This window comes from Pseudomonas sp. BF-R-26 (assembly GCF_019947395.1).
GTDB classification, from domain to species: Bacteria; Pseudomonadota; Gammaproteobacteria; order Pseudomonadales; family Pseudomonadaceae; genus Aquipseudomonas; species Aquipseudomonas farris.
The window spans coordinates 15,985-28,896 of the sequence record NZ_JAGYGK010000001.1 but is presented as its reverse complement, the minus strand read 5'-3'; the positions used below and the strand labels follow the sequence as shown (position 1 = coordinate 28,896).

The following is a 12,912-nucleotide window of genomic DNA, read 5'->3' as shown; positions in this document are numbered from 1 at the left end:
GGATTTAGAAGCGCGCTTTAGGCGTCGCCACCGGAATCGGATGACTGCCATCGAGTGGCAGGAAACACCCCTGATCCGCGTCGTAAGCTTTGATTTCGCTGGTTTCGATGCTGTAGACCCAACCATGGATAAACAGCTGACCGTTGGCTATGCGTGAGGCCACCGATGGGTGCGTGCGCAAATGCTGCAACTGAGCGATCACATTCTCCTCGGTGAGAATATGCATGCTCTCGTTTTCATCAGTGCAATGGCAGTTGTCCTGAACCATGGTTTTCGCCACTTCCGCATGACGCAGCCAGGCCTTTACCGTCGGCATTTTTTCCAGGCTCTGCGGGTTGAGCACTGCGCGCATGGCGCCACAGTCGGAGTGCCCGCAGATAATGATGTGCTGCACGCCGAGAGCCAGCACTGCGTATTCGATGGCTGTGGAAACGCCGCCGTTCATTTGCCCATAGGGCGGCACGACGTTGCCGACGTTGCGGGTTACGAACAAGTCGCCAGGGGCGCTTTGGGTAATCAGTTCGGGAACGATGCGTGAATCGGCACACGCGATGAACATCGCCCGAGGCCGCTGGGCCGTGGCGAGTTTTTTGAAGAGTTCTTCCTGCTGCGGAAAGATCTCGTGATGAAAGTGCAAAAAGCCGTCAACGATATGCTTCAGCGCTGCATCGGCGGTTTCCGCCTCGGGTTGGGCTGAAGCCGACGCAGCCAACGGCTGTTTATCCTTGTCACTCATAATTCATCCTCTTTGGCGGAGTCAGGGAATTTTCCCGTTTTGTCCGATATGAAGCCAGTGGCTGTTTAAAAAACATCCAGGTCGAAAGGCCAGACCCGTCAGTCACTCGATGAACAAGGTAGCTGTTGAAACTTAACTCAAACTGAATAAAGCGCTCTAGAACGAGTGTTCCAGGTCACCAGAAATGTGACCAGCCTAAACGCGGTGTATCGTTTTCTCTGCTCAACCATAGGGCCAATTGTCTTTAAATCAATGACATTTGGCGACCCGGCGGACAAAAGGCTTCGCAATCCAGATTGAAACCTTCCCGACGATTGAGCCCCAGGCGCTTGATGGTTTTGGCGAAGCGTTGCGCCAACAGATCGGCAAACGGCCCTTCACCGCGCATTCGCGCGCCGAACCGGCTGTCGTAGAGCTCACCACCACGGCTTTGGCGGATCAGGCTCAACACATGAGCTGCACGCTGAGGATAGTGGGCGGCCAGCCACTCTTCGAACAGCGGCGCCACTTCCAGCGGCAGGCGCAACATCATGTAGGCCGCGCTTTGCGCGCCGGCCGCATGGGCTTCGGTCAGCAGGTTTTCGAGTTCGCTGTCGTTGATCATTGGAATCATCGGTGAGCACAAAACGCCCACCGGAATCCCGGCTTCGCGCATCACCCGGATCGCCCGCAGTCGTGCCTTGGGTGCCGCGGCGCGCGGTTCGAGGATGCGTTTGAGCTCATCATCCAGCGTGGTCAGGCTGATCATCACCGCCACCAGCCTTTGTTCGGCGAGTTCGGCCAGCAAGTCCAGATCGCGAAGAATCAGCGAGCCCTTGGTGATGATGGTCACCGGATGGCGGTAACGCAGCAGCACTTCGAGTGTCTTGCGGGTGATTCTGTGTTCGCGTTCGATCGGCTGATAAGGGTCAGTGTTGGAGCCCAGGTTGATCGGCGCGCATTGATAGCCGCGCTTGGACAGTTGTTCTTCCAGCACATCGGCGGCGTTGGTCTTGGCGATCAGTTTGGTTTCGAAATCCAGCCCCGGTGACAGGTCCCAATAGGCGTGGCTGGGCCGTGCGTAGCAATAGATGCAGCCATGCTCGCAGCCGCGATAGGGATTGATCGAGCGATCGAAGGGTAAATCCGGCGAATTGTTACGGGTGATGATGGTTTTCGCGGTCTCGATGCGCACCTCGGTGCCTTGGGTTATCGGCGCTTCCTGATACCAGCCGTCATCCTCGGCCACTGAACGGTTAGGCGCGAAGCGGTTGTGCGGGTTGGTGGCGGTGCCGCGGCCGCGAGGGGGCAATGGCGCATTCATGGGAGAGGTCCTGATTGCTGTATGTGCATACAGTATCCCGAGGGTTGTCGGCGGGCTAGTGCCGTTCGGCGAATTGAAGTACTGGATCTGGAAGATGGTGAAGAACCAGAACTCGACGCTCATTGGCTGTCAGGCAATCCCGGCAGAATCGTTTCACGTTTCATTGACACCTCCCTCACAGCTCTTTGACCGTTCAGGGCGCAAGCTCGACGCCAATATCCAGCCTCCCTGAACGGTCGCCCGAGCATGTCCCTACCGCGTTATATCTTTGTGATGGGCCTATCGCTGATCGCATTTTTCAACCTGACACCGGTATTCGCTGACGACACTGCTTTGCCTCGCCCGGCAGAGTGGGCTCAATCAGTCGAGGTGCAATACAACCTCTATCAAATGTCCCCGACGCTCTATCGCAGCGCATTGCCGGACCGGGGGGCGGTGCCGTTGCTGAAAAGGCTCAAGGTCGCAACCGTTATCAACTTCCTGCCCGAATCGGATTCACGCTGGTTATCCACACCAGGTATCGCACAGGTACAGCTGCCTTATCGCACCAATCACGTGGATGATGCGGACGTACTCAAGGCCCTTCGCACGATTCAGACCGCCGAGGCCAAAGGTCCTGTGCTTATGCACTGCAAGCACGGCTCTGATCGCACCGGCCTGATGGCCGCAATGTATCGGGTGGTTGTGCAGGGTTGGAGCAAGGAAGACGCGCTGAATGAAATGACCCAAGGCGGCTTTGGTGACAGCACCCATTTCAAGGAGGGAGTGCGTTACATGATGCAGGTCGATGTCGACAAACTTCGTACGGCACTGGCCAACGGTGATTGCAGCACGAGTCCATTTGCCAGTTGCTCGATGAAGAACTGGTTCAAATCGGCCCATGTCGAGTAAGTAATACCTCCCACTGCATTGCGCAGTGGAAGGTTGTTTCCAGCACTCAGTGTTGCTCGTCTGGCTTCTTCTTCAACTTCGGGTTCGGAAAAAACTGCACGGCCTGGACCTTGGTGTCCGGCACCTTGATTGCCGAAGTATTGACCCGCGTGCCCAATTCCTTGGGCACCGACAGACCTTGTTCATTCAGCGTATCGGAATAACCGCAGGCCACGCACTCGCGATGCGGAACGGTGTCTTCGCTCCACATCATCAACTTGTCCGGCTCGCTGCAGGCCGGGCAGACCGCCCCGGCGATAAAGCGTTTTTTGGTGATCACAGGTCCCTCACTCATGCTGCCGCGTCCTCACTCAGGCCGCTGTGGCGCAAGAGTGCGTCAATCGATGGCGCACGGCCACGGAAGTCGACGAACAGCACCATTGGTTCTTGGGAACCGCCCCGCGCCAGGATCGCTTCGCGGAAGGCGCGCCCGGTCTCGGCATTGAGCACGCCCTCTTCTTCGAATTTCGAGAAGGCATCGGCCGACAATACTTCAGCCCATTTATAGCTGTAGTAACCCGCCGCGTAACCGCCGGCAAAGATGTGGGCGAAGCTGTTGGGGAAGCGGTTGTAGGCCGGCGGACGCATGACCGAGACCTCGTCGCGCACACCTTCGAGCACTTGCAGCACGCTACGACCGTCGCCGTGGGTGGCGTGCAATTCGAAGTCGAACAGCGAGAACTCCAGCTGGCGGACCATCATCAGGCCGGACTGGAAGTTCTTCGCCGCGAGCATTTTCTCCAGCAGATCCTGAGGTAACGGCTCGCCGGTTTCGTAGTGACCGGAAATCAGTGCCAGACCTTCTGGCTCCCAGCACCAGTTTTCCATGAACTGGCTTGGCAGCTCGACCGCATCCCAAGCCACGCCATTGATGCCGGACACGCCAGCATGCTCGACTCGGGTCAGCAGGTGATGCAGGCCGTGGCCGAATTCGTGGAACAGCGTAGTCACTTCATCGTGGGTCAGCAGGGCTGGCTTGCCGCTGTCGGCGGGGGTGAAGTTGCACACCAGATTCGCCACCGGGCTTTGCAGCATGCCGTTGATTGTGCGGCGATGATCGCGGGCGCCGTCCATCCAGGCCCCGCCGCGCTTGTTGGCGCGGGCATACAGGTCGAAGAAGAATCGGCCGACGTGCTGGCCGTTTTCCTTGATTTCGAACAGGCGAACGTCCGGGTGCCAGGTATCGAAGCCTTTCAGCTCGGCGATCTCGATGCCGTACAGGCGCTGGACAATGCTGAACAGCCCACCCAAAACCTTGTCGATCGGGAAGTACGCGCGAAGGGTTTCCTGGGCGACGCTGTAGCGCTGCTCGCGAAGTTTTTCACCGTAGAAACCGCTGTCCCAGCTTTGCAGATCCGGGCAACCTTGCTCGGCGGCGTAGGCCTTGAGCTGTTGTAGATCCTGGGCGGCGAACGGCTTGCTGCGTTTGGCCAGGTCGCGTAGGAAACTCAGTACCTGATCGTTGGACTCGGCCATTTTGGTGGCCAGGCTCAGCTCCGAGAAGCTGGTGAAGCCCAAGAGTTTTGCCAGTTCCTGACGCAGGTCGAGGATTTCTTCCATGACCGGACCGTTGTCATTCTGACCGGCATTCGGGCCTTGGTCCGACGCACGGGTGCAGTAGGCGGCGTAGACTTCTTCACGCAGGGCGCGGTCCTGGGCGTAGGTCATCACCGCGTAGTAACTCGGGAATTCCAGGGTGATCAACCAGCCATCCAGCTCTTTGGCTTGCGCGGCGGCGGCCATTTGCGCCTTGGCCGACTCAGTCAGGCCGGCGAGGGCGGCTTCGTCGGTGACGTGCTTGGTCCAGGCCTGGGTGGCGTCGAGCAATTGATTGGAGAAGCGGCTGCCCAGCTCCGACAGTTTGCTCTGCACATCGGCGTAACGCTTTTGCTCAGGCGCAGGCAGGTCGATACCCGACAGACGGAAGTCACGCAGGGCGTGTTCCAGGATCGTTTTCTGCGCCACGTCGAAACCGGCGGCCTCTGGGCTGTTGGCCAGCGCTTCATAGGCCTGAAACAGTTCACGGTTCTGGCCCAGCTCGGTGGCGTAGGCGCTCAAGGCCGGCAGGCAGGACTCGTAGGCTTCGCGCAACTCGGAGCTGTTGCACACGGCATTGAGGTGGCTGACCGGGCTCCAGGCGGCGCCCAGACGATCGTTGAGTTCATCCATTGCCAGCACCAGGCCGGCCCAGGTCGGTTGTTTACCCTGGATTTTGAGGATATCGACGATGGCGGCGCGGTTGTCAGCCAGGATCTTTTCAATGGCCGGTTGCACGTGTTCGGCACGGATCGCCGAGAACGGCGGCAGGTCGTAGGACTGCAGAAGAGGGTTGTTCACGCTCACGGTTGGCACCTTGGCTGGAAAACATGCGGGAAGAAACATGGCCCCATCTTAATTACAATCGACGCTCACCGCAGCTATCAGCAAAAGAGAGAGAGCCTATCGTGACCCTTCGCAAGTATCAGAACCACACGCCGCTGCTGGGCAAAGGTGCCTTTGTCGACGGCTCGGCAGTGGTGATCGGCGACGTCGAAATCGGCGAAGACAGCTCCGTCTGGCCCCTGACAGTGATCCGCGGCGACATGCATCGCATCCGAATCGGTGCACGCACCAGCGTGCAGGACGGCTGCGTGTTGCACATTACCCACGCCGGACCATTCAACCCCGATGGCTTCCCGCTTCTGATCGGTGACGATGTGACCATCGCGCATAAAGTCATGCTTCATGGTTGTGCCGTGGGTAACCGGATTCTGATCGGCATGGGCAGCATCGTCATGGACGGTGCGGTGGTCGAGGACGATGTGATCATCGGCGCCGGCAGTCTGGTACCCCCGGGCAAGCGTCTGGAAAGCGGTTTCCTCTACGTCGGTAGCCCGGTGAAACAGATCCGGCCGCTGACTGACAAGGAAAAAGCCTTTTTCACCTACAGTGCGGCGAACTACGTGAAGCTCAAGGATCTGCATCTGGCCGAAGGCTACGACCAGCTCTAAGCCTCCTGATAATGGAAAGTGTCTCCCTATTGCTCAGGAGTTTTCATGCATTACCAAACCGTACTGTTCGACCTCGATGGCACGCTGACCGACCCGCGCGAAGGCATCACCCGCTCCATCCAGTTCGCCCTGAGCAAATTGGGCATCGATGAACCGGACCTGACCAGGCTCGAGCACTTCATCGGCCCGCCGTTGTTGCAGGCGTTCATGCAGTTCTACGACTTCGACGAGCCCAAGGCCTGGGAAGCGGTGAACTTCTATCGCGAGCGCTTCAAGGTCACCGGCCTGTATGAGAACCGCGTGTTCGACGGCGTCACGCCGCTGCTGGAAACCCTCGGTGGGCAAGGGCGACAGCTGTACATCGCGACTTCCAAACCGTGGGTTTTCGCCCAGGAAATCGCCCGGCACTTCGACTTCGCCAGGCATTTCAAAGTGATTTACGGCAGCGAACTGGATGGCACGCGAACCAACAAGGTCGAGCTGATTGCGCACTTGATGAGTGAAGAAGGCCTGGACCCGACCAATACCCTGATGATTGGCGACCGTAAACACGATTTGATCGGCGCTCGCAGCAATGGACTGGACGCAGCGGCGGTGGGTTATGGGTTTGGCAGCCGGGAAGAGTTGAGCGCTGAAGCACCGGCGTATCACTTTGAAACGCTGGAGGAGATGCATCAGGCGTTTTTGCAGCGCTGATCAGTGCGCCTTCGCGGGCAAGCCCGCTCCCACAGGGTTATATGTCTGTCCAAAGGACATCGGCATACACCGACCTAATGTGGGAGCGGGCTTGCCCGCGAAGAGGCCCGTTCAGTCACCAAAAATTCATGATCCGGCCAATACCTTCAACGCCGCCTTACGCTCCTCAACCGGTAACGCGCCCAGCTTCTCCACCGCTGCATAAAACCGCACCCAATCCCCATCGACCTGCCCGAACAACGCGGCAAATGCCGGCACCCACTGGTCGTACAAACCAAACGGGAGCAGTCGAGCATTGTTCATCGGGGTGTTGATCCAGGCATCGTAGCGTTTGTTCCCAGCCCATTGGCTGTCGCGTAGTGTCCGGTATTCACGGCGCAATTGTTCGAACTCTGCCGCTTTTTGCTCGCGCATTTGTTCGGCAGGCAGCGGCAGGGCGTAAAGCCGTTCCAACCTGGTGCGGGTGTCCAGCACCAACTGGATGAACTGATCGCGTTGCTGCTCCAAAGCTCCATTATCCGGCGGCATGCCTCGGAATGCGCGCCATTGCCGAGTGCCTTCCTGCTCGACGAAGGTGGCGAAGGACTCGTTGAACTCGGTGTCGTCTTTCACATAAAAACGTTGATGGGCGAGTTCGTGGAAAATCAGCGTGGCCAACCGTTCGTCGCCCCAACCCATCATCGAGCTCATGATCGGGTCGTTGAACCAACCGAGCGTCGAATAGGCCTCGACGCCGCCAATCGACACGTCCATACCTTGCAATCGTTGCAACGCGGCCTCACCGCGGGCAGCGCTCTGGCTGTAATACCCGCGATAGGCGACGCAGCCAGCGATGGGGAAACAATGGTTCTGCGGCTTCAGCGAAAACTCCGGCGTGGCAAAGACGTTCCAGACTACAAACGGTCGGCCGATGTCGGCGTACAAGCGGTAGCTCTGGTTGTCCGGCAGGTGCAGGCGTTGGCTGGCGAATGTCCGGGCCTTTTGTGATTGGGTCAGATGCGCGCGCAATTGCTGATCGCGGCCGGGATCGGCAATCACACTGGAAACCGGCTCACGTGCCCGCAGCAAGTGCAGCTGACCACTGGCCAATTGGCCGTAATAGCTGATGCTGGTGCAGCCGTTCAATAACAAAAGAAACATCCCCGGAAACAAAATGCGTAAAACGCGATCAAGTAACCCAAGGCTTGGACGCGGCCTGATCAAAATGAATCATCCCTGGAAAGTCTGCCCGCAAGACTATCCCGCCTATTGGAGCTCCGCTATGCGCAAGTTGATGCTGACGGGAGGCCTGCTGATGCTGGCCGGTTGTGCTGGACTGCCCACCCCTGATCCTTCGCAGGCGTGGATCGATCTGGATTCACGGCAGGAAGACACCGCGCTGCAAGCGGTAGAAGTCGATGACAAGGCTTCCATCGACAAGCGTTACTTCGAGGTGCAGCCCGGTAGCCATGAGCTGACAGTTCGCTACTTGTTTGCTGTCCAGCCGACCAACATTGGCCCCAACGCCGAGCCGCTGTGGCGCGACTGCCAGTTGAATGTGAAATTCAAGGAATTCAACGCCGGTCAGCGATATCAGCTGCAAGCGGGATATATCGGCTTTCGGCCGTGGGCGAAGCTCTATGATCAACAGCGAAAAGTGATTGGGCAGGGCACACCGGCAGGCTGCCAACGTACTTGATCGACGCTATGCTGAATTATCAGTCCTTGGGAAATTCATCATGCGCAGGTTGTTGCTGTTGCTCGCTGCAGGCGCCTTTGTCGGTTGCACGAGTCCGTTGCCGGCGGTCGATCCGCAGATGGCCTGGGTCGACTTCGCTACGCCGAGCCCCGGCGGGAAACTGCTGATGGCCGAACGGCTGGACAACCAGCGACTGAGCGACGGGCGTTACTTCCAGGTCACCCCGGGTAGCCATGAACTGAGGGTACGTTTCGATTTTGAGGTGTTTGGTGGTGGCTCGGGCTTGATGAATGCTCCGCTGGAGCGGCTGTGCTACCTGACCATCAACTACGACCATTTCGAGGCCGGCCAGCGTTACCTGCTGGAAGCGCGTTCTATAGCGTTCACCCCCAGCGCCCGGCTGTACAACGCCAAGCGGGAGATTGTCGCCGAGGATCGACTGACCAATTGCGTCATGTGAGACGAATCAACGGTCATTTTTTTGGTAGATGATTTTCTTGGTGCCGCCTTCGCATGAGCCGACGACCATGTTCTGATCGTGCACTTCGTCGTTGGTGACGATTTCCAGTGTGTAGGACGAGACGTTGTTGGCCTGGATCTTGGCTTCGATCTCGGCCTTGAGTTCCTCACAGGATTTCGGTGCCGCGAAGGCCGATGTGGCCAGCGTGCAACAGATAACCGCCAAGGCAAAACGTTTCATGGTTGAAGCTCCCTTAAGGCAGCGCGCATGGTGATGCGCTGAAGCTGCTGTCATTTATTCGACCACAGTTTTGTCTGTCAGGTTATGTTTCAGGGCAAAAAAAGACCGCAACCTGCGGAAGGGAGCCCGCGAAGGCTGCGATCTTTTACCCGCTAACGTATCAACCCATTATCAGCTGACCAACGTCGCATCCAGGCTGATTTTCGCATTCAGCACTTTGGACACCGGGCACCCTTCTTTGGCTTTGTTGCTCAGTTCCTCGAATTGCGCCTGGGTCGCCCCGGGGATTTTCGCCTTGAGAATCAGTTTTACCGCTGTGATTGCAAAGCCACCGTCTACCTGGTCCAGGGTAACTTCAGCAGTGGTGTCGATACTGTCGGCCTTAAGGTTGGCCTCGCCGAGAATCATTGAAAACGCCATGGAGAAACAGCCCGCGTGAGCCGCGCCGATCAGCTCTTCCGGATTGGTGCCTTTACCCCCTTCGAAACGAGCCTTGAAGCCGTAGGGCGCGTCTCTGAGAACGCCGGTTTCCGTGGAAATCGAGCCGATACCGGTTTTCAGATCACCTTCCCAATGAGCCGATGCTTTCTTTGTGATCGCCATGTCTGCCTCCTCAAGATCCGGCGCGAAACGTCGCGCCTTCGTGGTTTTCGGTTACCAGGGTTCTGAGGATAGACCGTCCGGCAAAGTTCACCTCATCTGATCAGTCTTCTAATTGCGTAGGAATTTTGTCTCTCCTATTGAAACTCGGGTATATGCCCTCATTGCATAGAACACGCTTATAGACTCGGCAGGTTTTCGTTCGTGAAAAAACCTGCTTACCCATTGGAGAAGCAGGTTCATGAAACGACTATCCGATATCAAGTTTTCGACCCTCGATCTGGTGCCCGTGCGGGAAAACGGTAGTGCAGCCCAGTCCCTGCACAACTCCCTGGACCTGGCGCAGCACGTCGAAAAATTCGGCTACAACCGTTTTTGGGTCGCCGAGCACCACAACATGGACGGGATCGCCAGTTCGGCGACCTCGGTCCTGCTGGGCTACTTGGCTGGCGGAACTTCGACCATTCGTGTCGGTTCGGGTGGCGTGATGCTCCCCAACCACGCGCCACTGGTGATCGCCGAGCAGTTCGGCACCCTTGAAAGCCTGTATCCGGGACGGATCGACCTGGGCCTGGGGCGCGCGCCCGGCTCCGATCAGATGACCGCCCGCGCCTTGCGTCGTGAGCGCTCCGGCAGCGCCGACGACTTCCCGGAAGACGTGACTGAACTGATGCGCTACCTCGGCCCGCGCACGCCGGACCAGCGGATCATTGCCATGCCGGGTACCGGCACCAACGTTCCGATCTGGTTATTGGGTTCGAGTTTATTCAGTGCTCAGTTGGCCGGTGAGCGCGGTTTGCCCTACGCCTTCGCCTCACATTTCGCACCGCGCTTCATGCATGAGGCGATTCGCGTTTACCGCAACCACTTCAAGCCTTCAGCGGTTTTGGATAAGCCGTACGTGATGCTCGGCGTGCCACTGGTGGCCGCAGACACTGACGAGCAGGCCGATTACCTGGCAACCTCGGTCTACCAACGGATTCTCGCGTTGATGCGTGGCCAGAGCCTGGTGCAACGCCCGCCAGTGAAGACCATGGAGGGCCTGTGGCTGCCCCATGAGAAAGAAGCGGTCGGTGATTTCCTTGGCCTGGCCATGGTCGGCAGTCCGCAAAAAATCCGCGCCAAGCTGGAAGTGCTGATCGAACAGACTCAGGCCGATGAGCTGATTTTTACCTGTGACCTGTACGAACATGCCGATCGCTTGCATTCCTATGAGTTGCTGGCGCAGGTCATGAAAGGCTGAGGCGCAAACCGCACCCACAAAAAAGCCGACGCCATTGCGTCGGCTTTTTCATTTTCGAGGGCGGTCAGCCCTGCTTGTAGACGATTTGCCTGGAGCCTTTTTCACAGGTGCCGACGACTTTTCCGTCAGCAGCAGCGCCTTTGTCGATGATCTCCAGTGTGTAATTGGAAACACCCTTGGCATCCAGTTTCGCTGCGATTTCGGCTTTCAGCTCGTCGCATGACTTGCCCTGGGCAAAGGCTGTTCCCGCCAGACTCAACAAACCTACCGCCAAAATAAACTTCTTCATGGGTTGCACTCTCTGGTCGGATCAATAGGGGGAGGGCATCCAACTATCGGCTGGATGCGCTCACCGCGTAGCGCTTTGCCCTTCCCTATGGCATTCGGCCGGCGCGCAAGTTCAGAAAACCAGCTCAAACTCAGCTACTGGCAATCCGGAATCCGACTTTGAGCGTCACCTGGAAGTGTGCAGCTTTGCCGTCTTTGATGTGCCCACGGGTTTCGGTCACTTCAAACCATTCCATGTACTTGAGACTTTTGTTGGCTTCGGCCAGGGCGTTGTTGATCGCATCTTCAATGCTGGTGGTGGATGAGCCAACCAGCTCGACTTTCTTGTAGGTGTGATGGTCAGTCATGGCGTTCTCCTTGAGGTGTGAAATACAGCCTAGCAGTGATTTTTCTTATTTCTTCTGTCGACTAATCCGGGGGAAGTTCAGATTTACTGCACTTTCTCGAACCCTTGAAGTCCCAACCAACACACGCCACTCATCAACAATGCAGGAGAGCCACCATGGCCAATACCTCGTTACGCAAAGCCTCATTGCAAAGCATGGAAGCCGAGATCGAGAGTCTGCTGAAATCGTTGGAAAGCCTGAAGGACGACGCCTCGGACGAGTCGCGTAAAACCCTTAAAACGCTGAAAATCAACGCTGAGAACGCGCTGAAGCATTCGCGTCATCTGCTCTCCGATGCCTATGAAGAGGTCAAGGTCAAAACCCGTGAAACCGGGATCGCGACACGTGACTACGCCCAGGAACATCCTTGGACTACAGCCGGAGTCGCCGTTGGTGCGCTGGGTCTTCTGGCAGCCTACCTGCTGTGCAAACGCGGTAATTAAGGTGCCTGACGCAGTTCGTTTTTAAGCCACTGCGCCAATTGCCGAGCGCGCCCGTCCGCGGCGCGCTTGGGTAGCCATAACGCCAGTTGCGCCGGGGTTTCACAGAAACCCCATGGCGCAACCAGGCGACCGGCTTTCAAATCCTCGGCCACCAGCGGCTCGGGCGCGATGGCTACACCCAGCCCGGCCACTGCCGCCTCCAGCAAATAATACAAATGCTCAAAGCCCTGACCGTACTTCAGCGCCTTGCCGTCGAGGCCGCTTTGCTGTGCCCAACTCGGCCAGGCTTGCGGGCGTGAGGTGGTGTGCAGCAAGGGTTCGGTCAACAGCGCGTTTGCCGGTGCGTTCTGCAGCCTTTCGTAGCCGACGAATCGTGGGCTCATGACCGGGCCGATGCGTTCGCTGGCCAATTCGTAGACCTGCATGTCCGCCGGCCATGGCGGCTCGGCAAATACCAACAAAGCATCCAGGCCGGGCCGCCGTGGATCGAGATCGCCTTCGCCAGCCGACAGATGCAAACGCAGATCCGGCAGGTCTGCATTGAGCCGCCCCAAACGCGGAATGAACCAGCGCGCCAGCAGGCTGCCCGAGCAGCCGAGCACGAATGGCGCATCGGCAGTGCTTTGGGTCAGTTCGGCGCAAACGCTGCGCAATCGCTCGAAGGCTTCGCCGCTGACATCGCGCAAACGAACACCGGCATCTGTGAGTTTCAGGCCGCGTCCATCCTTGATGAACAGACTCACGCCGAGGTGCTCTTCCAGCACCTTGAGTTGTCGGCTGACCGCACCATGAGTGACGTGCAGCTGTTCGGCGGCCTGACTGACGCTGTTCAGGCGGGCAGTGGCTTCGAAGGCGCGAAGGGCGTTCAGCGGAGGAAGGTCGTGGCTCATGGGATCTGTGAGTTTTCCTGACAGGTTGT

Annotated in this window: 17 protein-coding genes; 7 read left to right on the top strand and 10 right to left on the bottom strand. The window is 58.0% G+C overall.

Annotation, left to right across the window (positions count from 1 at the left end; genetic code table 11):
- Positions 1-4: 4 nt before the first annotated feature.
- On the bottom strand, positions 5-736 hold the full coding sequence (locus tag KGB18_RS00160; protein WP_123720052.1) for a carbonic anhydrase: 732 nt from the start codon (positions 734-736) through the stop codon (positions 5-7).
- A 244-nt stretch (positions 737-980) separates the two neighbouring features.
- Complete coding sequence (locus tag KGB18_RS00155; protein ID WP_201061013.1) at positions 981-2,039, bottom strand: PA0069 family radical SAM protein; 1,059 nt, start codon at positions 2,037-2,039, stop codon at positions 981-983.
- A 246-nt stretch (positions 2,040-2,285) separates the two neighbouring features.
- On the opposite strand from KGB18_RS00155, the gene KGB18_RS00150 reads away from it, so the two are divergent.
- The gene (locus KGB18_RS00150) at positions 2,286-2,930 is read left to right on the top strand and encodes a tyrosine-protein phosphatase (RefSeq protein ID WP_123720049.1); all 645 of its coding nucleotides are present in this window, start codon (positions 2,286-2,288) and stop codon (positions 2,928-2,930) included.
- A gap of 46 nt (positions 2,931-2,976) precedes the next feature.
- Here the strand turns inward: KGB18_RS00150 and KGB18_RS00145 are convergent, their stop codons facing one another.
- On the bottom strand, positions 2,977-3,264 hold the full coding sequence (locus tag KGB18_RS00145; RefSeq protein ID WP_123720048.1) for a YheV family putative zinc ribbon protein: 288 nt from the start codon (positions 3,262-3,264) through the stop codon (positions 2,977-2,979).
- Entirely contained in the window at positions 3,261-5,351 is a 2,091-nt protein-coding gene (gene prlC, locus KGB18_RS00140; RefSeq protein ID WP_223569221.1) for an oligopeptidase A, read from the bottom strand. Before prlC ends, KGB18_RS00145 begins: the two co-directional genes overlap by 4 nt.
- Before the next feature lie 62 nt (positions 5,352-5,413).
- Between prlC and KGB18_RS00135 the strand changes: the two genes are divergently transcribed.
- Both KGB18_RS00135 and KGB18_RS00130 read left to right on the top strand, forming a co-directional pair.
- The gene (locus KGB18_RS00135) at positions 5,414-5,959 is read left to right on the top strand and encodes a gamma carbonic anhydrase family protein (RefSeq protein WP_007902790.1); all 546 of its coding nucleotides are present in this window, start codon (positions 5,414-5,416) and stop codon (positions 5,957-5,959) included.
- A gap of 45 nt (positions 5,960-6,004) precedes the next feature.
- Positions 6,005-6,655, top strand: a complete 651-nt coding sequence (locus KGB18_RS00130; RefSeq protein WP_123720046.1) for an HAD family hydrolase — start codon at positions 6,005-6,007, stop codon at positions 6,653-6,655.
- Positions 6,656-6,781: 126 nt separating this feature from the next.
- Here KGB18_RS00130 and KGB18_RS00125 read toward each other — a convergent pair whose 3' ends face one another.
- Positions 6,782-7,858: an aminopeptidase gene (locus KGB18_RS00125; protein WP_223569220.1), complete on the bottom strand. Its 1,077-nt coding sequence runs from the start codon at positions 7,856-7,858 to the stop codon at positions 6,782-6,784.
- A 58-nt stretch (positions 7,859-7,916) separates the two neighbouring features.
- Here KGB18_RS00125 and KGB18_RS00120 point away from each other — a divergent pair, with 58 nt between their 5' ends.
- Both KGB18_RS00120 and KGB18_RS00115 read left to right on the top strand, forming a co-directional pair.
- Positions 7,917-8,333, top strand: coding sequence for a hypothetical protein (locus KGB18_RS00120; protein ID WP_123720044.1), 417 nt, complete (start codon positions 7,917-7,919; stop codon positions 8,331-8,333).
- 40 nt (positions 8,334-8,373) lie between these two features.
- Positions 8,374-8,793: a hypothetical protein gene (locus KGB18_RS00115; protein WP_123720043.1), complete on the top strand. Its 420-nt coding sequence runs from the start codon at positions 8,374-8,376 to the stop codon at positions 8,791-8,793.
- Positions 8,794-8,799: 6 nt separating this feature from the next.
- Here the strand turns inward: KGB18_RS00115 and KGB18_RS00110 are convergent, their stop codons facing one another.
- Both KGB18_RS00110 and KGB18_RS00105 read right to left on the bottom strand, forming a co-directional pair.
- Positions 8,800-9,033, bottom strand: coding sequence for a DUF1161 domain-containing protein (locus KGB18_RS00110; protein WP_123720042.1), 234 nt, complete (start codon positions 9,031-9,033; stop codon positions 8,800-8,802).
- Between the two features lie 171 nt (positions 9,034-9,204).
- Positions 9,205-9,636: an OsmC family protein gene (locus KGB18_RS00105; protein ID WP_008008030.1), complete on the bottom strand. Its 432-nt coding sequence runs from the start codon at positions 9,634-9,636 to the stop codon at positions 9,205-9,207.
- Positions 9,637-9,874: 238 nt separating this feature from the next.
- On the opposite strand from KGB18_RS00105, the gene KGB18_RS00100 reads away from it, so the two are divergent.
- The gene (locus KGB18_RS00100; protein WP_223569219.1) at positions 9,875-10,876 is read left to right on the top strand and encodes an LLM class flavin-dependent oxidoreductase; all 1,002 of its coding nucleotides are present in this window, start codon (positions 9,875-9,877) and stop codon (positions 10,874-10,876) included.
- Positions 10,877-10,940: 64 nt separating this feature from the next.
- On the opposite strand, the gene KGB18_RS00095 is transcribed toward KGB18_RS00100, so the two are convergent.
- Both KGB18_RS00095 and KGB18_RS00090 read right to left on the bottom strand, forming a co-directional pair.
- Positions 10,941-11,165, bottom strand: coding sequence for a DUF1161 domain-containing protein (locus KGB18_RS00095; RefSeq protein WP_201061006.1), 225 nt, complete (start codon positions 11,163-11,165; stop codon positions 10,941-10,943).
- Between the two features lie 130 nt (positions 11,166-11,295).
- The gene (locus tag KGB18_RS00090) at positions 11,296-11,511 is read right to left on the bottom strand and encodes a dodecin (RefSeq protein WP_007902773.1); all 216 of its coding nucleotides are present in this window, start codon (positions 11,509-11,511) and stop codon (positions 11,296-11,298) included.
- Positions 11,512-11,666: 155 nt separating this feature from the next.
- On the opposite strand from KGB18_RS00090, the gene KGB18_RS00085 reads away from it, so the two are divergent.
- Positions 11,667-11,993, top strand: a complete 327-nt coding sequence (locus KGB18_RS00085) for a YqjD family protein (RefSeq protein WP_007902771.1) — start codon at positions 11,667-11,669, stop codon at positions 11,991-11,993.
- Here the strand turns inward: KGB18_RS00085 and KGB18_RS00080 are convergent.
- Positions 11,990-12,883, bottom strand: a complete 894-nt coding sequence (locus tag KGB18_RS00080; protein ID WP_223569218.1) for a LysR family transcriptional regulator — start codon at positions 12,881-12,883, stop codon at positions 11,990-11,992. The two genes, KGB18_RS00085 and KGB18_RS00080, sit on opposite strands and share 4 nt — an antisense overlap.
- Positions 12,884-12,912: the final 29 nt, after the last annotated feature.

Coding starts and splice junctions, on each gene's coding strand:
- KGB18_RS00160 (WP_123720052.1), bottom strand. CDS start 736: ATGAGTGACAAGGATAAACAGCCGTTGGCTGCGTCGGCTTCAGCCCAA.
- KGB18_RS00155 (WP_201061013.1), bottom strand. CDS start 2,039: ATGAATGCGCCATTGCCCCCTCGCGGCCGCGGCACCGCCACCAACCCG.
- KGB18_RS00150 (WP_123720049.1), top strand. CDS start 2,286: ATGTCCCTACCGCGTTATATCTTTGTGATGGGCCTATCGCTGATCGCA.
- KGB18_RS00145 (WP_123720048.1), bottom strand. CDS start 3,264: ATGAGTGAGGGACCTGTGATCACCAAAAAACGCTTTATCGCCGGGGCG.
- prlC (WP_223569221.1), bottom strand. CDS start 5,351: ATGTTTCTTCCCGCATGTTTTCCAGCCAAGGTGCCAACCGTGAGCGTG.
- KGB18_RS00130 (WP_123720046.1), top strand. CDS start 6,005: ATGCATTACCAAACCGTACTGTTCGACCTCGATGGCACGCTGACCGAC.
- KGB18_RS00120 (WP_123720044.1), top strand. CDS start 7,917: ATGCGCAAGTTGATGCTGACGGGAGGCCTGCTGATGCTGGCCGGTTGT.
- KGB18_RS00115 (WP_123720043.1), top strand. CDS start 8,374: ATGCGCAGGTTGTTGCTGTTGCTCGCTGCAGGCGCCTTTGTCGGTTGC.
- KGB18_RS00110 (WP_123720042.1), bottom strand. CDS start 9,033: ATGAAACGTTTTGCCTTGGCGGTTATCTGTTGCACGCTGGCCACATCG.
- KGB18_RS00105 (WP_008008030.1), bottom strand. CDS start 9,636: ATGGCGATCACAAAGAAAGCATCGGCTCATTGGGAAGGTGATCTGAAA.
- KGB18_RS00100 (WP_223569219.1), top strand. CDS start 9,875: ATGAAACGACTATCCGATATCAAGTTTTCGACCCTCGATCTGGTGCCC.
- KGB18_RS00095 (WP_201061006.1), bottom strand. CDS start 11,165: ATGAAGAAGTTTATTTTGGCGGTAGGTTTGTTGAGTCTGGCGGGAACA.
- KGB18_RS00090 (WP_007902773.1), bottom strand. CDS start 11,511: ATGACTGACCATCACACCTACAAGAAAGTCGAGCTGGTTGGCTCATCC.
- KGB18_RS00085 (WP_007902771.1), top strand. CDS start 11,667: ATGGCCAATACCTCGTTACGCAAAGCCTCATTGCAAAGCATGGAAGCC.
- KGB18_RS00080 (WP_223569218.1), bottom strand. CDS start 12,883: ATGAGCCACGACCTTCCTCCGCTGAACGCCCTTCGCGCCTTCGAAGCC.